16 protein-coding genes and 1 pseudogene are annotated in these 25,040 nt (G+C 65.4%); 2 read left to right on the forward strand and 15 right to left on the reverse strand.

Going from position 1 to position 25,040, the window contains the following annotated elements; genetic code table 11:
- Window positions 1–66: 66 nt before the first annotated feature.
- From QCE88_RS34755 to QCE88_RS34800, 10 genes and pseudogenes are all read right to left on the reverse strand, one after another.
- The gene (locus QCE88_RS34755; RefSeq protein WP_309911012.1) at window positions 67–750 is read right to left on the reverse strand and encodes a Fe2+-dependent dioxygenase; all 684 of its coding nucleotides are present in this window, start codon (window positions 748–750) and stop codon (window positions 67–69) included.
- Between the two features lie 69 nt (window positions 751–819).
- Window positions 820–3,039, reverse strand: a pseudogene (locus QCE88_RS34760) (TonB-dependent receptor); the annotation flags it as partial.
- Window positions 3,040–3,574: 535 nt separating this feature from the next.
- The gene (locus tag QCE88_RS34765) at window positions 3,575–8,218 is read right to left on the reverse strand and encodes a cellulose synthase subunit BcsC-related outer membrane protein (RefSeq protein WP_409018269.1); all 4,644 of its coding nucleotides are present in this window, start codon (window positions 8,216–8,218) and stop codon (window positions 3,575–3,577) included.
- Window positions 8,212–9,381, reverse strand: coding sequence for a cellulose synthase complex periplasmic endoglucanase BcsZ (bcsZ, locus tag QCE88_RS34770; protein ID WP_309910007.1), 1,170 nt, complete (start codon window positions 9,379–9,381; stop codon window positions 8,212–8,214). Before bcsZ ends, QCE88_RS34765 begins: the two co-directional genes overlap by 7 nt.
- A 1-nt stretch (window position 9,382) precedes the next feature.
- Window positions 9,383–11,902, reverse strand: coding sequence for a cellulose biosynthesis cyclic di-GMP-binding regulatory protein BcsB (bcsB, locus tag QCE88_RS34775; protein ID WP_309910009.1), 2,520 nt, complete (start codon window positions 11,900–11,902; stop codon window positions 9,383–9,385).
- On the reverse strand, window positions 11,902–14,118 hold the full coding sequence (bcsA, locus tag QCE88_RS34780; protein WP_309910011.1) for a UDP-forming cellulose synthase catalytic subunit: 2,217 nt from the start codon (window positions 14,116–14,118) through the stop codon (window positions 11,902–11,904). The genes bcsB and bcsA overlap by 1 nt, the downstream gene beginning before the upstream one ends.
- Complete coding sequence (gene bcsQ, locus QCE88_RS34785; RefSeq protein ID WP_309910012.1) at window positions 14,115–14,903, reverse strand: cellulose biosynthesis protein BcsQ; 789 nt, start codon at window positions 14,901–14,903, stop codon at window positions 14,115–14,117. Before bcsQ ends, bcsA begins: the two co-directional genes overlap by 4 nt.
- Window positions 14,900–15,634 (reverse strand): cellulose biosynthesis protein BcsP, encoded by a 735-nt coding sequence (bcsP, locus tag QCE88_RS34790; RefSeq protein WP_309910014.1) that lies wholly within the window; start codon window positions 15,632–15,634, stop codon window positions 14,900–14,902. The genes bcsQ and bcsP overlap by 4 nt, the downstream gene beginning before the upstream one ends.
- A 120-nt stretch (window positions 15,635–15,754) precedes the next feature.
- The gene (bcsD, locus tag QCE88_RS34795) at window positions 15,755–16,210 is read right to left on the reverse strand and encodes a cellulose biosynthesis protein BcsD (RefSeq protein ID WP_309910016.1); all 456 of its coding nucleotides are present in this window, start codon (window positions 16,208–16,210) and stop codon (window positions 15,755–15,757) included.
- Window positions 16,211–16,748: 538 nt separating this feature from the next.
- The gene (locus QCE88_RS34800; RefSeq protein WP_309910017.1) at window positions 16,749–16,946 is read right to left on the reverse strand and encodes a hypothetical protein; all 198 of its coding nucleotides are present in this window, start codon (window positions 16,944–16,946) and stop codon (window positions 16,749–16,751) included.
- Window positions 16,947–17,386: 440 nt separating this feature from the next.
- Here QCE88_RS34800 and QCE88_RS34805 point away from each other — a divergent pair, with 440 nt between their 5' ends.
- Window positions 17,387–18,001, forward strand: coding sequence for an NAD(P)-dependent oxidoreductase (locus tag QCE88_RS34805; protein WP_309910018.1), 615 nt, complete (start codon window positions 17,387–17,389; stop codon window positions 17,999–18,001).
- 32 nt (window positions 18,002–18,033) lie between these two features.
- Here QCE88_RS34805 and QCE88_RS34810 read toward each other — a convergent pair whose 3' ends face one another.
- The 5 genes from QCE88_RS34810 to QCE88_RS34830 form a co-directional block, all read right to left on the reverse strand.
- On the reverse strand, window positions 18,034–18,501 hold the full coding sequence (locus tag QCE88_RS34810; RefSeq protein ID WP_309910020.1) for a DUF3331 domain-containing protein: 468 nt from the start codon (window positions 18,499–18,501) through the stop codon (window positions 18,034–18,036).
- A 256-nt stretch (window positions 18,502–18,757) separates the two neighbouring features.
- A complete protein-coding gene (locus tag QCE88_RS34815) occupies window positions 18,758–19,594 on the reverse strand; it encodes an ABC transporter permease (RefSeq protein WP_309910021.1) in 837 nt (278 codons plus the stop codon).
- A gap of 13 nt (window positions 19,595–19,607) precedes the next feature.
- On the reverse strand, window positions 19,608–20,879 hold the full coding sequence (locus QCE88_RS34820) for an ABC transporter permease (protein WP_309910023.1): 1,272 nt from the start codon (window positions 20,877–20,879) through the stop codon (window positions 19,608–19,610).
- Between the two features lie 66 nt (window positions 20,880–20,945).
- Window positions 20,946–21,980, reverse strand: coding sequence for an ABC transporter substrate-binding protein (locus QCE88_RS34825; protein ID WP_309910024.1), 1,035 nt, complete (start codon window positions 21,978–21,980; stop codon window positions 20,946–20,948).
- A gap of 71 nt (window positions 21,981–22,051) precedes the next feature.
- Entirely contained in the window at window positions 22,052–23,155 is a 1,104-nt protein-coding gene (locus tag QCE88_RS34830) for an ABC transporter ATP-binding protein (RefSeq protein WP_309910025.1), read from the reverse strand.
- A gap of 202 nt (window positions 23,156–23,357) precedes the next feature.
- Between QCE88_RS34830 and QCE88_RS34835 the strand changes: the two genes are divergently transcribed.
- A complete protein-coding gene (locus QCE88_RS34835; RefSeq protein WP_309910027.1) occupies window positions 23,358–24,854 on the forward strand; it encodes a PLP-dependent aminotransferase family protein in 1,497 nt (498 codons plus the stop codon).
- Window positions 24,855–25,040 lie beyond the last annotated feature (186 nt).

Below are 25,040 nucleotides of genomic sequence, written 5' to 3' on the forward strand. Positions count from 1 at the left end.
CCCGCGCCGGCTTCGTTCGTGCGGAGATTCGCTTTTGCGACGCAGCACGCAACCTGATGCAGGCGCCTAGGTCTCGCTCCACATGCGCAGCAGGTTGTGATAGCAGCCGACGAGCGTGCGCTTGGCGGCTTCGTCGCCGTCGGTCGCGTTGAGGCGCTGGATGGCATTGTCGAGATCGAACAACAGGGCGCGCTGTCCATCGTCGCGCACGAGGCTCTGCGCCCAGAAGAAACTCGACACGCGTGCGCCGCGTGTCACCGGACGCACTTGATGCAGACTCGTCGCCGGATAGACCAGCGCGTGGCCGGCGGGCAGCTTCACTTCCTGCACGCCAAATGTATCTTCGATGATCAGTTCGCCGCCGTCATATTCGTCGGGCGGCGTGAGGAACAGCGTGACCGAGACATCCGTGCGCACGCGCGCGCCATGGCCCGGCACGATGCGGATCGCGCCATCGACATGACTGCCGAAGTGCATGCCGCCTTCGTAACGGTTGAACAGCGGCGGATACACGCGGTTCGGCAACACGGCGCTGATGAAGAGCGGATGCCGCTCCAGCGCGCCGACGATGCTGTCGCCCAGTTCATGCGCGATCGGCGAGCCTTCCGCGATCTGCATGTTGCGCTTGACCGGCGCGCCCTGATAACCCGCGGTGGCGCGGCCGTCGACCCAGGCGTCGCTGGCTTCGAGACGTGCGCGCATGGCGGCGGCATCGGCGGGACTGAGGACGTTCGGTATCGAGAGGATCATGGTTCTGTGGGACGTGGGGGGGGGCCGGTTGGGTGGGGGCGCGGCGGCCCGGGCGGAGCGGGAAACGGGGTTCAGTGTGGGGGGGGCCCTGCGGCCCAGACCCGGCACCGCGCGCCCGCCGTCGGACGGAATCAGGGCGTCGTAGTACTTCTTGTCCGTCAGGTTCAGCACGTTGAACTGGATATCGTAGCGTTTCTGATGATACGCGGCCATCACGTCCCAGCGCACGTAGCCGCCCACTTCGACGAGATTGTTGTTCGCCGCATAGCGCGACGACACATACGACGGCCCGCCGCCGATCTGCCACACCGGCGTGAAGTCATAGGTCGTCCACAGCGTGAACATGTGATGCGGCGTGTTGGCCGGCGTCTTGCCCTGCGTGCCGTCGAAGGCCTTCAGGATGGTGCCGTCCATGTAGGTATAGCCGCCGAACATCTGCCATTGCTTCGTGATGTGGCCCGCCACGCCCAGCTGATAGCCGCGCACGCGAATGTCGCCGTCGAGCGAATAGCTGCCGTCCGAGGCCAGCGTGCGTGCGTTGGTCTTCTCGATGTTGAAGAGCGACTGCGTGACCGAGAGGCCGCCGTTCAGCAGATCCCACTTCGAGCCGACTTCATACGACTTGTTGTGCTCGGGCGGCAGGTTCTGCTGGCCGTTGGTGAGCGTGAGCGCTTCGAGCGACGGATCGAACGATGTGCCGTAGGACACGTAGTAGGACTGCGTCTCCGTCGGCTGGAACACGAGGCCTGTGCGCACGCTCGTGAAGTAGTTGGTCTGCGTCCCGTAGGAGGGCGCGTTGATCGAGTTGTGGATCGCCGCTTCATAACGGTCCCAGCGCACGCCGCCAATCCACTTCCAGTGCTCGCCGAGCGAGATCGTGTCGTTCAGGTACAGGCCGAGACCGTTCGCGCTCGACTCCGCCAGATTGGTCGCCACTTCCTTGTAGTTCGCGGGACGCGGCACGTACGCCGGATCGACCAGCGGCACGATGGCGAGCGTGTTCGACGGCAGGCCCGGCGTCGTCGCGGTGAAGCTCTGGTTGCTGTAGGTCTCGTGGCTCAGATCGACGCCGACCAGCATGTCGTGCTTCAGGAAGCCGGTGGCGAACTTGCCTTCAAGGTCGGTCGTGTTGTAGACCGAGTGATCGTTGATGTTGCGGTCCTTGCCTTGCAGGCGCACGAACAGCGAACTGAGCGGCAGGGCGGTGTAGTTGCCGTTGGCAAGCGCCGTCGAGGTGCCGAGCGGTCCGGTCAGCACGGCCGCCGCGTTGGTCGCGCGCGCTTCGGTGCTGTAGTGGCTGAACTGCGTCTGGTTGCGCAGCGTGAACATGTCGTCGAAGCGATGCTGAATGCGCGCGCTGACCGTCTGCACGTCCTGGATCGTGCGGTCGTCCGTGAAGCCGTAGAAGGTCTTCGTGTCGACCGGCGCGGGGTGGCCGTTCAGCGGCGGAATGCCGTAATCGGGCTGGTCGCGGTTGTGCTGGATCAGCGCGCTCAGCGTCACCTGCGTCGGCGTGCCGATGCCGAACTTCACTTCAGGCGCAATGCCGTAGTCCTTGTTGATCATCTCGTCGCGGCTCGAACCCAGCGACTGGCCGAACGCGTTGATGCGGAACGCCGAGGTGTCCGTCAGCGGCTGGTTGATGTCGACTGTCGAGCGGAAGCGGTCGTGCGTGCCCGCCTGCAGCGAGACATCGGCGCGCGGCTTCAGGTCCGGCTGCTTGCTGACCTGGTTGATGACGCCACCCGTCGAGCCGCGTCCGAAGTACAGCGACGACGGCCCGTACAGCACGTCGATCGACTCGAGGTTGAACGTGTCGCGATAGTACTGGCCGCGGTCGCGGAAGCCGTCGAGATAGATGTCGGTGCGCGCGGAGAAGCCGCGCAGGTTGATGTTGTTGCCGATCTGGCCGCCTTCGGCCGCGCCGAGCGTGACACCCGGCACGTTGCGCAGGGCATCGGAGAACGAACTGATGGCCTGCGATTGCAGCACGGCCTTCGGCACCACGACGACTGCCTGCGGAATGTCACGCAGCGCGGTGGGCACCTTGGCGCCGACGCTGGACACGTCGGCCTGGAAATCGGGCGCGTCGGCCTGGCCGGTCACGCGGACGGCGGGCAGCGAAGCGGTATCGGGCGTGGTCGCGTCCTGCGTCGATGGTGCGGCTTGCGCGATGTTCGGTGCTGCGGTGGGCGTGGGTTGCGATGCAGTCTGGGCGTACAGCGGTGCCGCCATGGGCACGGCGGCAATCGTTACCCATGCCGCTGCCAGCGGCGTCTTCCTCAACATGTCGTTGTCCAGTTCGTTGTTGTTCAGGTTCGATGGCAAAGGATCGGGCGTCCTGCTGCCACGTGTCTTCGAGGTGCGTGATGTCGTTGATGGAAGGTCACGGCGCCGGTGCTGCCTGCCAATCATTGCGCCGAACTATCGTGTCGATCAGGTAAATGCGAATCGCTATCATTACATGACCGGAAATAATTCGAAAATATCCGTAATGAATTGCGGGATTTATTGCCGGCTACTGTGACGTGCGCGCAACAGAAAAGCACATGCACAATGCGGCTTCAGGTTTTGTGGAGATGGCGCTCACACCCGTCGGGCATGGCTTTGAGGCCGGCGCAGCGCTTGGCGCGACGCGGTGATAGAAGAATGCGAAGGAATTGCGGACAAAAAGTGGCGGATGAAATTTTCCGACCATCGACCGCTTTGGTAATGCGATGAAATATTTGTAAGAAATAGATGCTGGCGAGAAGGCCATCGTGGAACCTGCGCGCTCGCGGCTAGCAGGAGGGTTGGCTAAACCCCTCCGCAAGCCGACACCGCCTCAGTTCGACAACGACAGATACGGCGAGCTGAACGCCTGCGGCGGAAACACGGGCTGCACGCCGCCGCGATTCGAGAACGTATAGCGCACGTACACGGCCGCGAGCCACTCGCGATACTGGTACGCGTTGCCGAACGATGCCGTCGCCCCGACTGCCAGTTGCGGCGCGAGCTGATATTCGCCGGTTGCGCTGAGCGAGTAGGACACGCCCGTCTTGCTCTGGCCGGGATAGACGGCGTTCGCATCGGGCGTGGCGCCGGAGCTGGCGGCGCGCGCCTGGAACGTGCCGTTCGTCGGGAAATAATCCGACTCGTCCTGCCGATAATGCTGCACGCCGATCGAGCCCTTCAGGTCGTAGGTGAAGAGCCCCGAACGCCCGGCATACTCGACCGGGAAGTTGAGAATCACGTACTGCTGCGGGCTGAAGTAGCCGCCCTGACCATAGGTGAAGTACGACAGGTTCTTGTCGTAGTGCATCAGCGTGGTGTTCGCGCCGATGGTCAGCGTCTGGTCCGCATCCTTGATGAGGCGCGTATAGATGCCGCCGCCGCCCTTCACCGCGGTGTTGGTGGCGACCTGCTTGCCGTCGAGGAACTGGTACGCGGCGTTGGCGTAGACGCCGTTGGTGCCGTCGTCCCAGCCGAGATCAGCGCGGCCGCCCGTCGACGTCACGCCGCCCCATTCGAGTCCTGCGCCCTGGTCGCGGGCGCCGGCGTAGGAAAGCAGGCTGTCCGTGACTGCACGGCGCGCGACGGCCAGCGAGTAGGAGACCTTGTCGGTGACGGCGTTTTGATATTGCACGCCGCCCACGACGTTGGTTTCGCGGAAGCCGAGCGGCGTGGTGCCCACATCGCCCTTCCAGTTGCGGTTCTCATACCCGATCGACAGGCCGACGCCCGTCGCCGTCTGCGAGCCGTAGTTGTTGGTCGGCGGCGTGGCGACCGCGCCCAGTCCGGACCCGAAGCGCGCGAGCGTGTTTGCTTCGCCGCTTGCGGTGCCGGCGTCGAGCGTGACCGGCGTCGCGCGCACGATGACGTGGCCGTTGCCCGCCTTGATGCGGCCTTCGATGGGCGCTTCGATGTCGGTCAGGTTGGACAGTCCGTCCTCGCCATCGCGATTGCGGAAGATGATCCCGCCCGACACCGTGCTGGCCTGCTCGCGGTTGATCTGCGCGAGTTCATCGGCGACGCCCGTCGTCTGCGAATTCGCGACGGGCGCGGGCATGCCGCCGGTGGACATCGTCGCGGCTGCGGCAGCGCGCTGCTGCTGCGTCTGGGCCGGATAGTACGGTTGGGCATAGCCCGCCGGTGGTTGGGGAATGTACTGCTGCTGCTGTTGCTGCGCGTATTGCTGCGGCTGCGGCGGATAGTACGGCTGCGGTGCGTACGGCTGCTGCTGCGGATAGGGCTGCTGCGGCGGCGCACCGTAGGCGTACGGATTCGCAGGACGCGAGGTCGCGGTCTTGCGGGTGGCGGTCGTCGCCGGGCGCTTCGTGTGCGTGGTGCTGGCGCGGCCGCTCGCGGCGGGCGGCGGCGCGTAGGCATTCGACTGCGCTTCGCGCGCACCGGGCGACATCGGCCACGGCGATGCATACGGATCCTGCTGCTGCGGATACGGCTGTTGCTGTGGATACGGTTGCTGCGGATACGCCTGCTGTTGCGGATAAGGCTGATACGCCGGCTGCTGCTGATACGGCTGCTGTTGATACGGCTGAGCCTGATAAGCCGGCTGCGCATAACCGCCCGACGCGCCCCCATCCTGTCCCGGATAAGGCTGAAGCGGACCGCCCGACTGTCCTGAACCCGACATGTCGGGACCGTAACCGCCGCTCGTCACCTGACGCGGCGCGCCTTGCTGCATCGGCGCGGGTGCGGCGGAAGGCGCCAGATACGGCGTGGAATACGTGGCGGGCTGGGGAGGCGGCAGATAGGTCGGCACGGGCTGCGAGTAACTCTGAGGAATGACCTGGCGATATGACCCGCCGGACGCCAGCGCCGGACTCGACGCCGTATCGACCGCGGTCTTGCCTTCGAACGGATTGGTGCCGGGCAGCGGATTCGAGCCGATACGGCTCAGCGCGCTTTCCCAGCCCGGCGGAACGTTGCCGCGCGCCTGGGCGGGCGCGGCGGCCTGCATCGGCGTGTTGGCCGCGACGAGCGAGCGCTGCAGGAACTGCGCGGCCAGATCGAGCTTGCCCTGCGCGCGATACATCCGGCCGATCGACGCCAGCACGCCCGGGTCGTTCGGCGCGGCCTGATACGCCTGGTTCGCGTAGGTTTCGGCCAGCCGGAAATCGCGCACGTTGCTCGCGGCGGACATCGCGGCGGTCTGCAGCGCGAGGTCGTCGGGGCGGCGCGTGAGCGCCTTCTGAAAGCACGTCAGCGCACTGCGGTCATCGCCCGCGGACGTGTACATGCGGCCCAGCGCGGCCTGCAGATCGGCGTTGTCGGGCATCGCGGCGAGCCACGGCGAGATGACGTCGTAGGCGCTCGCGAGATTGCCCTGCCGGCGCACCTCGTCCGCACGCGCGACAACGATGCCCACATTCAGATTGTTGAAGTCGGTGCGTTGCTGCGTCGTGAGCGACATCGACTGGAGACGTCGCATCACCGAGCCGAGTTCGGCGGTCTGCTGCGTCGCCGAGAGAATGCCCGCGTATTGCAGCAGCAGGCCGGTGTCGTTCGGCGCTTGCGCGATCGCGCTGCGCACCAGGGCCAGCGCCCGTCCCGGATCGCCGGCCTTCACATAGGCCGTGGCAATCGCACCCGTCAGCTCGGCGTTGCCGGCCGCGACCGGCGCGGCACGGCTCAGGATCGCGAACGCCTGCTGACGTTGTCCGGCAGCGGCGGCCTGCGTCGCGAGCTCGGTCTGCTGCTGCACCCACAGACGATGCTGGAGCGCGGTCATCGCGGGCGTGCGCTGGGCCGCCGGAATGCGTTCGAGTTGTCCGAGGCCGGTCGCCCAGTCCTGCGTCTCGGCGGACAGGAGCGCGCTCGCGTAGAGCGCGTCGGTCATGTCCGGATGCGTGGCGAGCAGACCGTCCATCATGCTGCGCGCGTTGCCCACCGCGCCCTGACGCACGTAGATGCGCGCCAGGTCGAGGCGCAGCCAGGGATCGTCGGGATTGTTGAGCAGCGCGTCTTCGAACAGGCTGCGCGCCGCGCCGAGATCGCCGCGCGCTTCGGCCGCGCGCGCCTGCGCGGCTTGCGCCTCGCCGCGCAGCTTGTTGATGCCGCCGGCCTTGGCTTGCTGTTCGGTGTTGAGTCGGTTGGCGAATTCGAGCGCCTCGTCGCCACGTCCTTGCGCGGCCAGCGCGCCGACGAGCCCGCGGATCGCGTCCGGATTGTCCGCCTGACGGCGCAGCGCCATGCGATACGCCTGCTCCGCGCCGCGTGGATCGCTGTTCGAAAGCAGCATCTCGCCGAGCAGCACCTGAGCGGTGACATCGGACGGATTGACGGCGATCGCGCGTTCGAACAACGCCTTCGCCTGCGCGATCTGCCCGTTGCTGCGCGCGCCGATGGCGTCGCTCGTGTAGGACCAGTACGTGGCGCTCGTGAGCGCGTCTTTCCAGCGCGCCGGATTGCCGGCCCGCGACGCGCGTTCGAGATCGTTGCGAGCTTCCGTGAAGTGTTCCTGCTTGAGGGCCGCGATGCCCATGCCGCCGAGCGCGTCGGCGTCGTTCGGGTTGCTTGCGAGCACCGACGAGAACCGTGCGCGCGCCGTCACGAGATCGCCGCGATCCAGCGCTGCGAAACCTTCGCCGACAGTGCGTCCGCGCGTATCGACGGCCGCGCCCGCCTGCGCCCGATCCTGCGCCGCGCGGTCCTGCTGCACCATCGAATCGAACCGCGCCTTCACGGCGGCGTCGTCGGGCGAGGTTTGCAGATAGGCCTGGTACAGCGGGGCATCCGATGCGCGCGCCCCGAGCCACAACAACGCCTGGCGCCAGCTTTTCTTCGCGTCCGCGCCGACAGCGCTGTCGCTCGCCAGCTTTGCGAGCCGCGCGATGCCGTCGCGCCGCGTCGAGTCGCGGTAGGTCAGATGCTGCGCGTAGGCGAGTTGGTAACGCGGCTCGTCGGGATTGTCGCGCGCGAGCTGTTCGAGTCCGCGACGCGCTTCGTCCCAGCCTTGCGGCGTGGCGGCGAGCGCCTGGTAATACTCGAGCTGCAACTGCGGCGTCGAAGGCTTGCCGTCGATTGCACGCCGGTATTCCTGCACCGCCGACGCGCTCTGTCCGCTCTGCGCGAGCCGGCGGGCGTCGTTGACGGTCTGATCGCGCGAACTGGTTTCGCCGAGCCGACGGCCGAGTTCGTCGATGTTCGGATAATTCGGCGCGACCTGACGCAACTGCGCGAGATACTGCTGCGCGCCGCTGCCGTCCTTGCGATCGGCGAGCACCATGCCCATGCCGAACAGCGCATCGGGCTGTTTCGGGTTGATGCGCAGCACCTTCTGCCACGCCTGTTCGGCGAGATCGCCGCGCTTGTGCGCCTGCCAGTACTTGCCTTGATCGACCAGTACGGTCAGCGGATCGGCGCTGGCCTGGGCGAGGGCGAACATCGGCGCGCCGGCCGTGATGGCCGCCGCGATGTGCATTGCAAGAGTCCGCTTCATTGCGTGTTTCCTGACCCGGATCAGCATGCGCTTCTCCAGTTCGGCACGAGACGACCGGTTTCATCGAAGCGATAGCGCCCGTCGACGAAACCGCCGCCGAACAGGCCCAGCACGCGGTCGTAGTAGGCCGGTTCGCGGCCCGCGACAGCCGGCGCCGTCAGCGCTTCGAGATGCGCGCGAGCGAGGCCCAGGCCGTGCTCGTCGTTCAGTGCCTTGAAGTAAGGCGCGAGCGCGCCCCAGTAAGAGAGCGGGCCTTCGCCGCTCGCCGTGCCGCTCAAGGTGGAGACCTTCTCCGGCGGGAAGCCGTTTTGAGCCACGCTCTGGCGCATGCCGCCAAGGGCGTCGAGCCACGGACGCGCGAGCGGATCGCGGCTCGCTGTCATGCCGGCCCACAGATAGACGCGAATGGCGTCATAGCTGCCGACATCGCCGTTCTTCGGATCGACGGCGAACTGGCCATTCTGATAAGCCGCCCAGTCCGGCGCGTAGCCGCGCGGCGCGGTGACGCGGATCAGGGTCGCGGCGTTCTGCGCGAGCCTGGTCCACGGACCGTCGGGCATCTCGTGCGCCAGCGCGCGCAGCAGCGGCAATGGCAGATAACTGGGATTCAGACGCGTCACGTCGCCGGTACGAAAACCGTGCGGGCCGGGCAGGAGCATGGGTCCGAGGCCCGGCAGATCGGCGATTTCCTGCTTCACGATCTGCGTCGCCAGCGCGTAGCCGAGTTTCGTGTACGCCGGTTCCTTCCACAGCCGGCCGGCCTGGAACAGGTCGTAGGCAATCCACAGATCCGAATCGGAAGCCGAGTTCGGGTCGAGCACGCCGAACGAGCCGTCCGGCTTCCTGCCCCATTGCCACGCGGGCAGGCGCAGGTTGGCGGCATCGAACTGATTGGCCGAGAGATTCGTGCGGGTCCAGCCGAGCAGGCGCTCGAAGGTGGCGCGGTCGTTGGCCACGAGCGCGAAGAACAGGCCGTACGACTGCCCTTCGGAGGTGGTCTGCTGCACCTCGGTCGAACGGTCGATTACGCGGCCGTCGGCCTGCACGGCACGCTCGACGAACTGCCGGTACGCCGGCCAGTCGCATTGCTGCGCGGGCTGCGAAGACTGGGCGCGGGCGGCGCCTGCCGATGCCGCGCTGGCGGCGGCAACGAACGCGCCGGCCACGACGCTTGCGGTGAATGGCCGCATGTCAGTCCCTCAGGCGCCGCGCGGCGAGCGAACGCAGCGCGCGATAGAACAGGGCGGCGATGATCAGCGCGGCGAGCACGCCGCCGAGCACCAGCAACACCGGATGCGACGAGAGCGCCCAGCGCATGTAATGCATCGGCGACAGATGACCGACGTAATACGCTTCGCCGTTCGAGGTCACGGTCACAGTGCGTCCGTGGATGACGGCCATCGCGCCCTGGATGGACGGCAGCAGGTCGTTGTCGAGCAGGGCGGCGGAGAGATCGGCATCCGACTGTCCCGCCGCGCTGATCAGCGCCACCGCGCTGCGTCCGCTCTTCAGCGGCGATTCGAAGCCGGTGAGCAGGGCGTCGCCGTTCGAGCTGACGAGCGAAAGATCCGCGCGCGCCGGCGAACGTTCCGGACCATGCTCGCCATGCCACCAGTCGACTAGCTTGAACGCGACGTCGGTGAGCTGGAAGGTGTGCGTGTCGCCATCGCTGGAGAACGGCATCTGCTTGGCCCAGCGCTGCAACAGCGGCTGGCGGCCGGGCGCGCCGAGGATCAGCAGATCCTTGTCGGCGAAGCGGTCGACGTCGTTCGCGCTCGTCACGGTGACGCCGGTCACGGGATAGCCCGTCGAGGTGCCCATGCGGCCCATTTCGAGCAGATAGAGGCTGTAGTCGGCCGAGTTCGGGTCGTTTGGCAGCACCACCGCCGTCTGCGACAGGTCGGCCATGCGGGTGAACGGGAAGCCGCCGTTGGCGAACGCGGCCAGGTCGGGCAGCGCCATGTAGTGCGGGAAGCCCGACAGGTCGATGGTCGAATTCGGGTCCACCGCGCCGACCACGTTGTCCAGCACGCGGCCCTGGCATTCGCCGGTCTTCGGGATGTCGTAGTAGAAGTGCAGGCGCAATTGCGCGCGCGGCGTGAGCAGCAGCGGCGGAATGTAGATTTCGCGGCGCGCGGACACGGTCTTGTCCGGCAGCACGCGGCTGAAGTAGTGCCCGAGGTCGAAGGTCGAGGCGGAGACGGCCGGGATGCGCAGCGACTGTACGAAGCCGTCGTTGACGCTGATGTTCAGCGAGGAACGATCCGGCGCCGGCCGCACCGTGTAGCGGTAGCCGAGATCGATCGGCACGCCCTTGGTCTGCCACATGAAGAGATCGGGCGGCACGCGCAGGTTGACGCGCACGGCGTCGGCATCGTAGCCGCGGGCGGTCAGTTCGCGCGCTTCCGCGAGTTCGCCGAAACGCACCGGACGATCCGTCGCCAGCCAGTTCGGCGCGTCGTAGGGGCGGCGCGGTTGCAGGTCGCTGAATTGCGTGATCGTCGCGCTCGTGCCGGTGAGCGTGTTCTGACCGATGCCCAGCGCCTTCGCGGCGGTCTTCAGCTCGTTCTCGTCGCGGCCCTGGATCAGCAGGATGCGGCCACGCGCGTTGGCATCGCGTTCGACGACGGAAATCGTCGGGCCCGACACCGCCGGAATGTCGACGCCCGCCACCTTGGCGTCGCCGACGGCAAACACCACGGCATTGCCCGAGAGCGGCACGTTGTCGGTCTGGGCCGGGAACATCGCGCCGCGATAGCCCGCGAGCGAGCCGAAATACGACGCCACCATGCCGGCCGCTTCGAGCGTCGGCAGGCTCGGCTTGCCGGCGAACACGAACGGCAGTTCGAGACGGCGCACGTCGCGGCGGTCGAAGAACGGATTCGGCAGCGCGGCGAGGTCGGGCTTGTTGGCGATCGACGCGTACGTGAGGTCCAGCGAGCTCGAATTGCTGACGGTGGCCCACAGCGTCGAGTTCGACGGATCCTCGCACTGCTGCGTGTAATGGCCGATCAGCTGGACATTCAGATGGTTGAACTCGGTGATGAAGCGCGGGTCGATGGCCACGTCGCGCGCCACCAGCACGCCCGCCTGGTCACGCGGCACCGGCAGCGTCGCGGCCACTTCGCCGTTGATCAGCACCTTTAACTGCGAAATCGACGGCAGCAGCGACGGCGAGTAGCTGTAGATCAGATGCAGGATCGCGCCCGTCACGACTTCGTCGCCGCGCACCGAGAAGGCAATGCCGTTCTGGCCATCGGTGCCGCGCAGTTGCAGCGGATCGAGCGCGCCGTAATCGGCGAAAGTCAGCGTCTGGCGGCGGCCGCCGGGCACCAGTGTGCCGGGATCGGCGGTGGTCGGAATGCGCGAGGTGAGCGGCTTTTCGGGCTTGCCGGAGAACGCGGGGACGGGCATCGCGAGCGCGGGCTGCTGGATCGAGGCCGGGTTGTAGACGGCCGCCGGGCTTGGCGCAGGCACGGCGCCAGCGCCGGTCGCCTGAGGCGCGGGCGCGGGCGGAGCCGCCGTGGCGGAGGCCGTGGCCGCAGTGGCGGTGCCGGTCGCGGCCGCCGCGATGGACGCGAGCGGCCCGGCGAACGCGGTCTGCAAGGCCGCGAAGACGGCCAGCGCACGCACCAGAGGTCTTTCGCAAAAACGCGGCGCGCGCCCGCCCGTTTCGCTTTCAACGCGCAACTTCGACATACCCATGCCCATTATTGGTCTTTGGTTTTCAGCTTCTTCACATCGACTGGGCGCTTGTTCATCCAGGTACGAAGGTCGCTGTACAAGTGCTCGAACAGTCCGGCAATGCCGCGCGTGCCCACCAGCAACACATGCGACAGGCCGCGCAGCGGCGTATCCGGGCGGCGTCCCTCGGACCAGCCGGTCCAGGCGTCCGCGCGCGCGAAAGTGGTCTTCACGAAGTCATATTCCTGCTCGCGCGTGAGCTGCCCGAAACGCAGGCCGACGCGGCCCGGCTCGGTATAGCCGACGCTCGCCGGGAACGCGTATTCCTCGTCGCCGCGGAACAGCGAGACGGTCACGCGCTCGTGCATCGGCACTTCGATCTTGCTCGGCAGCGCGACGCCGACGCCGCCTTCCGAATAGTCGATCGTCTCGCAGGCCAGCGTGCGGCCGGTCGAGAACTTGAGCATCACGGGCATCTTCATGGTCACGCGATGGGTCGCGCGCACTTGCCGCCGCTCGCTCGCCGCCGCCACCGATGCGCCCAGGATCAGCATGTTGTAGACCGTCCAGCAGAGGTTGAGGATGGTCGTGTTCACCTCGCTGCGGATCTGCCAGTACATGACGATATGCACGATGCCCGCGATGAAGCCGAGCAGGTTCAGCAACAGCAGGAACAGATAGGGCCGCGAGATGGACCAGTCGAAGTAATCCTTCGCGATCTGGCCGCCCTTGGCCGTCACGTTGAACTTGCCCAGCTTCGGGTTGATGACGGCGAGCAAGGTGGGCGCGGTGATGTACGACGCCAGCACCGACTCGTAGACCTCGGCCCAGAACGAATGGCGAAAGCTGCGCTGCATGCGCGAATTGGTGATGCTCGCATGCATCATGTGCGGCAGCGCGAAGATCGCGATGGTGCTCGCCGCGGCTTCGATCACATGCGCCCCGAAGAACAGGTACGACAGCGGCGCGGTGAGGAACACCAGACGCGGCACGCCATAGAAGAAGTGCAGCATGCCGTTCAGGTAGCAGAGCCGCTGGCCGAGCTTCAGACCCTTGCCGGTCAGCGGATTGTCGATCCGGAAAATCTGTGTCATGCCGCGCGCCCAGCGGATGCGCTGCCCGATATGGCCGGACAGGCTTTCCGTCGCGAGACCCGCGGCCTGTGGAATCGCGAGATAGGCGGTGGTATAGCCGAGGCGGTGCAGCTTCAGCGCCGTGTGCGCGTCTTCGGTTACGGTCTCGACCGCGATGCCGCCGATTTCCTCGACCATCGAGCGGCGCAGCACCGCGCACGAACCGCAGAAGAAGGTGGCGTTCCACAGGTCGTTGCCGTCCTGCACGAGGCCGTAGAACAGTTCGCCCTCGTTCGGCACCTTGCGGAACGTGCCGAGATTGCGTTCGAACGGATCGGGCGAGAAGAAATGGTGCGGCGTCTGCAGCATCGACAGCAGTTTGTCGCGGAGGAACCAGCCGAGGCAGATCTGCAGGAAGGAGCGCGTGGGGATGTGGTCGCAGTCGAAGATCGCGAGGAATTCGCCCTTCGTGATCTTCAGCGCCTCGTTGATGTTGCCCGCCTTCGCGTGCCGGTTGTGCGTGCGGATCGTCCAGTTGACGCCCACTTCCTCGCAAAAGGTCTTGAACTCAGGACGGCGGCCGTCGTCGAGCACGTGGATCGCGAGCTTGTCACGCGGATAGTCGAGCGCGAGCGCTGCGTAGATGGTCGGCTTCACCACCGAGAGCGGCTCGTTGTACGTGGGGATGAAGACGTCGACGGTCGGCCAGTCGGCGCGGTCTGCCGGCAGCGGCAAGGGCTTGCGCTTGAGCGGCCAGGCCGTCTGGAAATAGCCGAGCAGCAGCACCAGCGTCGCGTAGACTTCGGCGGCGACCAGCAGCAAGCCCCAGGCGGCGTCGAGCGGACGCTCCCAGTAGGTCGTCTCGGTCAGACGCCAGAACATGTAGCGGCCCGACGCGATGATCGACAGCATGATCATCACGAGCGTCGCGTACTGGCCTTGCAGACGGCGGAAACCGAGCGCGCAGACGAAGCAGACGCTCGCGAAGGCAAGCTGCTGGCCAAACACGAGCGGCACGGTGACCACGAAGTACAGCGCGCACAACGCGAACGCCGTGAGCAGGGTCACGAGGATGCGGCTGCCCCAGATGCGCGCATCGACGATGCGTTCGAGCCGCGACGTCGCTACGCTCACTTCCGTTTCCGGCGACGGGATCTTGGCGGAGCTCATGCAAGTTTCCTCGACGAAGCGGGCAGCGCATCGATTGCGGCGAGCAGCCATTCGCCGCACGCGCGAAGGTCGGCGGCGGCTTGCGACAGCGGATCGTAGTGGATCAGCGTGGTGTCGCACGCGAGCGATTCGGAGACGCCTTCATCCAGATGGATGACGCCCGGGAACAGCTTCGTGCCGAGCATGTTGCGCAGCACCTTCAGCACGTCCTTGCTCAGCTGGCGCGACTGATCGACCTGGTTCACGACGTAGCCCTGGCCCGCGAAGTTCTGACGCGGCGCGGCGTAGGCATCGACCATGCGCTCCATGCCGGGGATCGCGGCGTACGACGCGGCGTCGGCCAGCACGACATTCAACGCGAAATGGGCCGCGGTGAGCGCCGTGCGCGTGTAGACGGACGAGCCCGGCGGGGTGTCAACGATCACGATGTCGTTGGCATCGAGCGCCAGCGAATCGAGCGCGTGCGCGAGCCAGGCGGGATCGGCGTCGACCAGCGCCTCGAAGCGCCGGCGATCGTCCTCGAGCAGCGCGCCGTAGGGCAGCACGGTGACGCCATCGATGCCGTCGAACATCACGGTCTGCCAGGGATCGCCTGCGAGCGTGGCGCGCGAGAGGCCGTCGATGCTGTCGAGCGGAATGCCGAAGTGCAGGCGCAGCGCGTTTTGCGGATCGAGATCGAGCACGATCACGCGGCGGCTGCGCGCGGCGAGTACCGAAGCGAGATTGGCGGCGAGTGTCGTCTTGCCGACTCCGCCTTTCGCGGAAACTACCGTGATGACTTTCATGACCGTGGAAGGCGGCTCGTGCGATGGGCGGCGGGTTGAGTGTTCGCGGCTTCGCCGCTGTGTCGCAGGCGGTCGAACATCGACTGGAGCGAGTTCGCGGGCGCGCTCGGAGCGGGCGGCGTCTGCGGCTTGAACAGCTTGCCGAGAATGGAGGGCGCTTCGGTTTCGGCGGCCGGCTGGACGCGCGGCGGTTCTACCGGCTTTGTAGCTGGGGCGGCGGCGGGCGCAGCGCGGCGCGCCAGCACGCTCGAACCGAACGTGGCTGCGGGGGCGGGGCGGGGTTCTGCTGCCTGCACCGGCGCCTGGACCGGCGGAATGGTGGCAGCGGGAACGGCGGCCGGCGCCACGTGCGGTTCGGTTTCCGTCGCGGCCGGATCGGCGAGTGCCGAGAAACGCAACGCGCTCAGTGATTGAGCCGCGGGTGCATCGACCGGCGGAATTGTCCGGCGATGCGGCCGCGTGAACAACTGCGGCCGGCCGCGATGGATCGGTGTCGGCCGTGCGGCGGGTTCCCCTGCGGGGTCGCTGCCCGCGGCGCCAGACGCGCCGGCCTGATTGTCGCGGCGCGGCGCGATTTCAGGAATGGCCGGCTGCGCGAAGTCCAGCGTCGCGAGCAACGGCCAGCGGGTACGGGCGGACTTGGCCTCGTTCTCCCGACCGATCTCCTGATAGTCGCCTGCATTGCCGCCAAAATGATCGAACAGCTTCTCGATGTCGCGCGAAGTATTCATGATGCCGCTTCCTCGTCCGTGCCTTCCCTGCCTGGCCGTTTCAACTTGTTTGAGCCACCTGACCAACAGGCGGCTGGAGCCGCCGCTTCGAGGCGGCGGTCGATGATTCCGGGGTTCTCGTCAAACCACCGTGCGCGCGAGCCTGAACTCGATGGCGGTGTCATCGCCGAATTCGCCCGCCTGGCGGACCGCGAGGCCTTGCGCGCCGAGCGTGGCGAGCCATTGCTGGTAAGCGCCTTCCAGAAACGCGGGCGTCCACGCGAGCGCGCGTTCGCCGAAAGCCGGCAGCGGCGCGCAGTAATGAACGATGCTCAGGTGATCGCGCTCGTCGGCGAGTTCGACAAAGCCCCAGTCGGCGTCGCGCCACTGCGCGTTGAGCGCCTCGGCCAGTTCGGCTGTCGAATGGCAGGGCGGCAGCGGCCGTGCGTCGGCGAAGCGGCTGCCGACGCGCTGCATCAGCTGACGCAGTTCGGTGCGCCCGATTTGCGCTTCGAATTCATCGGCGAGTGCGGACAGAAGCCCGCGCCATTGGCGAGAGGTGTGGCTGTCCAGCAGGTGTTCGAAAATAGCGGCCATGTGTAGTCGGCTGGGCGCACGCGCGCCACGTGATGAGTCGTGGTTACGTCCTTGGCGGACATCTCTTGATCGAGAGCATTGATCCGGACGGCTGTCCAGGCGCGAGTACACGTCTGAACATATCTCAATGCTAATTTTTTCGCCAGTAGAAACACTAGCAGGAGATTTTTTTGGCGAATTGAGCAATTAAGACGCAACAGGCAGTCCAGTTTGGACATTTGACCCGCGTTGACCTGAACGAAAATTCGACAATCGCCGCGCACTTTTTAACGTGCACCCGCAAAGGCGGCGGCAGTGTACCACTCCGTTAATTCGGCGCTGGAGGCCTTCGCCGTGTTTCGTACGGATTGACTTTTGTCTGCACCGCCTGGCGCGGAGCTTGGCTGGCTGACGGCGGAAATTTCACCCGATTTTTCCCGTGCCGATCTGCAACAGAATGATTTGTATGAGAAAAATGAAAGACGATCGAAATAATCGGTCGGCGTCAGCCCAAAAAAAAGCGCCCCGACAGGGACGCTTCAGATGGGTTTCGCGACGCTTACAGGTTCGCGCGGACGGCGTCCCTGACGGCGTCCATCACAATGCCGTAATTGAGCGGGATGTCGAGGGAGTCAGAGTAGCCGGAATCAGCGGCGGGCTCCTTGGGAACGGTGCGGGCCTGAATCGGCTCGTAGCCGGATTCGCCTGCCGGATTTTCGCGTCCTTCGATGGCACCCTGCAATTGCGGATTCTTCACGATTAACTCCTTCCGGTAATGGAGCGGCGAGGAACTGCAATATAAACCAACGCGATGACAATTTGGCGACTGCCGTATTGGAAACTCGATCTGAACCGCTGCGTGCAGCGCGCCGGTATCGCCACGAGGCGCATTTCAGACAGAGCACGGGGCTTTCCAGTTTAACGGCGTGGCGCGCCGCAGATGGCGTTCGCGGATTATGACGAATACCCGGCGGTATCTCTTGAACAGGAGGAATTCGGCCCGAAATTTGCATGAAAGCGGCAGGTCATGTAAATGCTGAAAACGTGATACGAATGCGTTGATTCTTATTTTTCAGCGGCAGGCACAATAAACGCTAACTCGAACGGCTTGGGCGTCATGGTTTATTTCCTCTTATCATGCAGCGAACACTTGGTCGTGTTCGGGGCGAATGCCCTCGAAAAAAGGAGTCGATGGCAATGAGCACAATCGCGATTATTGGAGCAACGGGGAAAGTGGGCAGCCGGCTGCTCGACGAAACGTTGCGGCGCGGGCACACGGTGACCGCGCTTGCCCGGGATACCTCGGGCGTCGAGGCACGATCCGGCGTGACCGCCCGAAACGTCGATGCGCTCGACGCCGACGCACTCTCCAGCGCCGTTGGCGGGCACGACGCGGTCTTCAGCTCGATACCGTTCAGCGGGGTCTCGGCGGAGGCGATCGTCGAGCCGGTGAAGCGTGCGGGCGTGCGCCGCTTGCTCGTGGTGGGCGGCGCGGGAAGCCTGTATGCCGCGCCCGGTCAACGCGTGCTTGATTCGCCGGATTTTCCCGCCGACTGGAAACCGGAGGCAACAGCAGGCGCCGCGTTCCTCGACGCACTGCGCGGCCAGCGCGACATCGACTGGACCTTCATCTCGCCGTCGGCGGAGTTCGTTCCGGGTGCGCGCACGCAGCGCTACCGGCTCGGCGTGGACGAGTTGCTGGTCGACAGCACTGGCCGCAGCTGGATCACGTTCGACGACTACGCCATCGCCTTTCTCGACGAGTTCGAAGCGCACGCGCACATCAAGCAGCGCATCACGGTCGGATACTGAGTCACACCGCAGGTCGCACCGGCAGCGTCCGCCTAGCCGTGCATGTCGACTTCGACTTCCTCGCTGTTCGCAGGCATGGCGGCCGCGAGGATCATCGCGGCGGCGTTCTGCGGCTTCGGATCGCGCTGCGAAGGCCGATACACCTGATCCCCACGATGAACCGGCATTCCCGACAGGGAACACACGCCTTCACTTGTGGCGGTCGTGGCGCGCCAACCCTGATAGCCGTAATGGCAGGTGCCGGGATCGGACCAGTACACGAGCGCCGTGGCGCTGCTCGGGCGTTCGATCACCCGAACGATCGCTTGCGGATACGGCAGCCCGTGATCCACGTGCTGCGGATGCGTACGGTTCCAGTCGCGAGTAAGACGCTCGAGAAACGAACTCTCGATGCGCGCGGATTTCTGAGATGGCGCGGTGCGGGCGACGTCTTGCGGCGCCGCCTCGAGCAGGTGAACCGTCTGTGACCACGGGTCCGCTCTTTTCGAAAAAGCTGTCATGGCAATGTTCCAGGCTTTGACTCGACCTAGAACGTACGTCATTAAGCATATTCCGATAAAGGCCGCATCAGTGAATACACTATCCCGTCGATGCGAATAATCGAACGGTGGTGTGAAAAAGCCTTGCGCGACAGGACTTTACGCGATTCCAGCGCGATGTTCCCCTGCATCAACAGTGCCAGGGAGAAGCCTTCTGTAAGCTTAAAGAGCGCGATTGTCGGACGAGAAACCCTGCTGCCAGTGTGCGTCGCTCATCTCACGCAACGGCCCGCGCCGCAGCGCGTCCGCGCAACCATTCCAGCGCCAGCAGCAGGCTGGTCGAGAAGACGATCAGGATCGTGGCGAGCGCCGCAATCGTCGGGCTGATGTTCTCGCGGATGCCGGTGAACATCTGTCGCGGCAACGTGGTCTGGTCGGCGCCGGCGAGAAAGAGCGTGACGACGACTTCATCGAACGAGGTCGCGAAGGCGAACAGCGCGCCGGAGATCACGCCCGGCGCAATGACCGGCAACGTCACCTTGAAGAAGGTGCGCAACGGGCTGGCGCCCAGCGACTGACTCGCGCGCACGAGGTTGTAGTTGAAGTTCTGCAGCGTCGCGCCGACCGTCGTCACGACGAACGGCACGCCCAAGGCTGCATGCGCGAGGATCAGCCCGAAGTACGTGTTGGCGATGCCGAGCGGCGCAAAGAACAGATACATGCCGACGCCCACGACGATCACCGGCACGATCATCGGCGAGATCAGGACGGCCATCAGCAGGCTCTTGCCGAGGAAGTTCGCCTTGGTCAGCCCGACCGCGGCGAGCGTGCCGAGAATGGTGGCCACCAGCGTCGCCGAGGGCGCCACGATGAAGCTGTTCTTGGCTGCCATGCGCCACTCGTCGGACATGACGAGGTTGTGATACCAGCGCATCGACCAGCCGGGAATCGGGTAGACGAGGAAGGTGCTCGACGAGAACGACAGCGGCACGATGGCGAGCACCGGCAGGATCAGATACAGCAGCGTCAGCACGCAGAGGATGCGCAGCGCAAAGAACCAGACGCGTTCGATGGCGGACGTGTGCGGCGCGAACATCGGTTTGGCGAGTTTCATGTGGCGTTCCCAGTCAGCCCAGGCTCACGTTCGAGCGCGTGAAGCGGCCGTAGACGACATACAGCAGCAGCGTCGCGACGAGCAGCAATGCGCCGAGCGCGCATGCCATGCCCCAGTTGATCGTCACGTTGGTGAAGTAGGCGATGTAATAGCTGACCATCTGGTCATTCGGTCCGCCAAGCAGGGCCGGCGTGATGTAGTAGCCGATCGCCAGAATGAACACGAGCAGCACGCCCGCGCCGATGCCCGGATAAGTCTGCGGCACGTACACGCGCCAGAAGGCCGCGAACGGATGACTGCCCAGCGACACCGCCGCGCGCTGGTAGGTCGGCGGCACCGACTTCATCACGCTGTAGAGCGGCAGGATCATGAACGGCAGCAGGATGTGCGTCATCGAGATATACACGCCGACACGGTTGAACAGCAGTTCGAGCGGCGAGCCGATCAGGCCGCTGCCGAGCAACGCCTTGTTCACCAGTCCCTCGCTCTGCAACAGCACGATCCACGCGGCCACGCGCACCAGCACCGAAGTCCAGAACGGGATCAGCACGAGCACCATCACGAGGTTCGCGCGGCGCGCGGGGAGCGTCGAGATCCAGTAGGCGATCGGATAGCCGAGCAGCAAAGCGAACAGCGTCACACCGACGCCGATCACGAAGGTGCGCGAGAAGATGTTCAGATAAATGGACTGGTCGGGATCCGCATGGACGAGGTTGCCGAAGCCGTCCTGCTTGTGATCGAGCGACGCGAGCACGTAGAACGGCGAATAGCGTCCGGCGTTCTTCGCGATGGCCTGCCAGTACGCGGGATCGTTCCAGCGCTCGTCGAGCTCGACGATCTTCGCCTTGATCTGCGGCGCGGCGAGCGGCTTGCCGTCGTCGCCGGTGAGCGGCATGGCGCGCGCGGTCTTGGCGACCAGCGAGCGATAGCCGGGAATCTCGGTGTTGAGGCGGCGCGCGAGCGCACCCATCGAGTCGCCTTCCTGGATGGCCGTCAGGTCCTGCGCGAGCGCGGCATAGGCTTCGTCCGGCGGCGCCGTCTTGCGGTCCCACTTCCTGAGCGCGGCGCCCGTGTGCGGCAGCGCATTCGCGACTTCCGGATTCTCGATCGCCCGCGTGAGCAACGCGGCGATCGGCACCACGAAAATCAGGAACAGGAAGAGTGCGAGCGGCGCGATCAGCGCGAGGGCCATCGCGCGCTTCTTCGCGTCGGCGATCTTCAGTTCGCGTTTCAGACGCGCGCTCGATTCATGCGCGTCTTCCGCCGGGATCGTCATGGTCTGCACAGGGAGGTCTCCTTCCCGGCCGCGCTTCATTCCGCCAGCGCGGCCGTTGGTTTCACGGTTGCGCGCTTACTTCGTCGCCCACGCGGTGAAACGCTGCTCGAGTTCGTCGCCATGGTCGGTCCAGAACGCCATGTCCTGCAGCACCGCGTTCTTCGCGTTCTCCGGCGAGTTCGGCATGTCCGCCTTGATCTTCGTGTCGAGCGCGGAGATCGCCGCCTTGTTCACCGGGCCATAGGCAATGTTCTTCGCATACGTTTCCTGCGGCTTCTGCGACACCGAATACGCGATGAACTGCGTCGCCACATCCTTGTTCGGCGAACCCTTCGGAATGGCCCAGTAGTCGAGGTCGTAGATGCTGCCGTTCCAGACGACCTTGAGATTCTTGCCTTCCTTGCGCGCGGCGTCGATGCGGCCGTTATAGGCGGTGGACATCACCACGTCGCCGGCGACGAGGAATTGCGGCGGCTGCGCGCCGGCCTCCCACCACTGGATGTTCGGCTTCAGTTCGTCGAGCTTCTTGAACGCGCGATCCGCGCCGGCCTTCGTGCCGAGCACTTTGTACACATCCTTCGGCGCGACGCCGTCGGCCATCAGCGCGAACTCGAGGTTGTAGCGCGCGCCCTTGCGCATGGCCCGCTTGCCAGGGAATTTCTTCGTGTCCCAGAAGTCGGCCCAGCCGGTGGGCGCGGTCTTGAGTTTGTCGGCGTTATAGGCAAGTGCCGTCGACCACACGAAGAAGCCGACGCCGCAGGTCGCCGGCGACTCGGGCACGAGGTCCGATTTCTTCGCGATCTTCGACCAGTCCAGCTTTTCATACAGGCCTTCGTCGCAGCCGCGTCCCAGGTCGCCCGATTCGACTTCGACCACGTCCCAGTTCACGTGCTTGGCCTCGACCATCGCCTTGACCTTGGCCTGCTCGCCGTTGTACTCGACGGCCGTGACCTTGTTCTTGCTCGACTGCTCGAACGGCTGGTTGAAGGCGACCTTCTGCGCATCGCCGTTGGCGCCGCCGAAATTGACGACGGTGATTTCCGCCGCGCCCGACGCCGCCGACGCGCACGCGAGCGCGGCCGTCATGGAACACAGTGCGAACTTCTTCATGATGGTTTCCTCTGTCTGCTTGTTTTATCGAAGGACCTGCGGGTGGACGGCACAACGTGTGGCTGGAAAGTTCAGGCGAACACGCGCAGATGCTCCGGCGCGAATTCGAGCGCGACGGGCGCGCCGGGCGTGAATGCGTCGAGCGCTGCGGTGCCGAGCGGCACCTTGACGAAGCACTCGTCCTGCTCGCGCACGCCACAGCGCATGCGTACGTGGTCGCCGAAATAGATCAGGCTTCTGGCCTCGCCGGACAGCGCGTTGCTGTTGCCGTTCGCGTGGCCGTGGCCGTTGCCGTGCGTGAGCGTCATGCGCTCGGGCCGGATGCACGCGACGGCCGGCGCGCCCGGCTTGGCGTTCGCGATGTTCAGGCCGGAGAGGCGCGTGCCGTCAGCGAGGCGGATGGCGCAGTAGTCGCCCTGCGCCTGTTCGATGGTGCCACGCAGCCGGTTGCTGTCGCCGATGAAGTTGGCGACAAATTCGTTGCACGGCGCTTCATACAGGTGATCGACGGTGTCGAGCTGCTGGACGATGCCTTTGTCGAACACCGCGACGCGGTCCGACATCGTGAGCGCCTCGCCCTGGTCGTGCGTGACATACACGAAGGTGACGCCGAGCTTTTCATGCAGCGCCTTCAGTTCGATCTGCATGTGCTCGCGCAATTGTTTATCGAGCGCGCCAAGTGGCTCGTCCATCAACACAAGCTTGGGTTCGAACACGAGCGCGCGCGCCAGCGCAATACGCTGCTGCTGTCCGCCTGACAGCTGCGCCGGATAGCGCTTCGCGAAACTCTCCATGCGCACCATCCTGAGGGCGTGGTCGACGCGATGCGCGCGTTCTTCGGCGGACATCTTGCGTACCGACAGCGGATAGTCGACGTTCTGCTGGACCGAGAGATGAGGAAACAGCGCGTAGTTCTGAAACACCATGCCGATGTCGCGCTTGTGCGGCGGCACCTTGTTGAGCAGCTTGCCGTCGAGCCAGATCTCGCCGCCGGTCGGAAACTCGAAGCCCGCGAGCATCATGAGACAGGTGGTCTTGCCGGAACCGGACGGACCGAGCAGCGTGAGGAATTCGCCCTGGTAGATATCGAGATCGAGCGACTTGACGACGAGCGTCTCGCCGTCATAAGTCTTCCTCACCCCGCGAAAGCTGACGATCACCTGATCGGATTTCATCGTCCGTGTCTCCCTTCGGAAATTCTGGTGGCTTCCTTATCCGCCGGGCATACGGAGATACCCGGAAATTTTTTCTCTTGCTTCGGATAACTATAGCCCGGCACGGTTCTACAATGGGGAGCCATTTCAATATTCAAAATGGAACCACTTGAGACGGCGTGCGCGTCTTCGGGAGGCCGAGAAAAACAGGGGAGACAGGCGCATGGACACCATCATCCTGGCCGACTGGCTGAGCGCGCGGCTCGACCGTTCAGCCGCCGAGCCGATGTATCGCCAGATGCTCGAGCTGATGCAGCAGGCCATCCTGACGAGCCAGCTCGCGCCCGGCACCAAGCTGCCGAGTTCGCGCACGCTGGCAAACGACCTCGGCATCGCGCGCAATACCGTGCTGCACGTCTATGACCAGCTGACGGCCGAAGGCTACGTGAGCTCGGCGACCGGCAGCGGCACCTATGTGGCCGACACCGCGCCGCGCGACGGCGCGGCCAGTCCGCCGCGCCCGGACGAGGCCAAGCCGCCCAGCGCCATCTCGCGCCGTGGCGAACGGCTGATCGCGCAGGCGGGCGTGTCGCCGAAGCAGTGGGGCGCGTTCATGCCGGGCGTGCCGGACGTCGCGGAGTTTCCGGCGCGCACCTGGAGCCGCCTGCAGGCGAAGCTCTGGAAGCGCCCGAGCCCTGATCTGCTCACCTATGCGCCCGGCGGCGGCTATCGGCCGCTGCGCCGCGCGTTGTCGGATTACTTGCGGGTCGCGCGCTCGGTGAAGTGCCAGCCCGACCAGATCATCATCACGACGGGCATTCATCAGTCGATCGACCTGGCCGTGCGCCTCCTCACCGATTTCGGCGATCGCGCCTGGGTCGAGGAGCCGTGCTACTGGGGCGTGCGCAGCGTGCTGCAGTCGTCGGGGCTGACGCTCGCGCCGGTTCCCGTCGACGCCGAGGGACTCAATCCGAATGTGCGCGACATGGCCGATCCGCCGCGCGTCGCGCTGGTGACGCCTTCGCATCAGTATCCGCTCGGCATGGTGATGACGCTGGCGCGGCGCCGCGCGCTGCTGGAGTTCGCGCGCCAGCACAAGGTGTGGATCATCGAGGACGACTACGACAGCGAATTCCGCTACGGCAGCCGGCCGTTGTCTTCGCTACAGGGACTCGACGAATCCGGACAGGTCATCTACGTCGGCAGCCTGGGGAAGATGCTGTATCCCGGCTTGCGGATGGGCTATATGGTCGTGCCGGACGATCTCGTCGATTCATTCCGCACCGGCGTGGCGGAGCTGTATCGCGAAGGGCAGCTGATGCAGCAGGCGGTGCTGACGGAATTCATCCTGGACGGCCATCTCACTTCGCACGTGCGGCGCATGCGCGGGCTGTATGGCGAACGGCGCGAGTTGCTGATCAATGCGATTCGCGCCCGCTTCGGCGACGCATTGCCGGTGCGCGGCGACGAAGCCGGGCTGCATTTCGTGCTCGAGCTGCCCGGCCATGCGGATGACCGGGCCATTGCTGCCCAGGCGCTCGCGGCGGGCGTGGTCACGCGGCCGCTGATCAACTACTACCTGAATCACGACGACGCGCTGCGCGGTCTGATGCTGGGCTATGCCTGCGTGCCGAATGCCGAGATCGCGCCCAACTTCGCGCGGCTCGCGGATGTGATCGAGCGCGCGCTGGCGCCGGCGGCGATGGCTTTCGGTCGATGAAGGCGTTGATGAAACGCGTGCTTTTACGCATGCAATAAGAATGAACCGATGCAGTCGATCAAGCTGCATAGCTCAACCGACAGCGGCTTGATTCAGTTATCCGACAACAAGCCGCTGATTTTCACCCGTCTTGCATAAGACTTATCCTGATTTAGCGATCGCTCTTGCGGCAGAATCAAATAGTAG

It is taken from the genome of Caballeronia sp. LZ035, assembly GCF_031451175.1.
Taxonomy (GTDB): domain Bacteria; phylum Pseudomonadota; class Gammaproteobacteria; order Burkholderiales; family Burkholderiaceae; genus Caballeronia.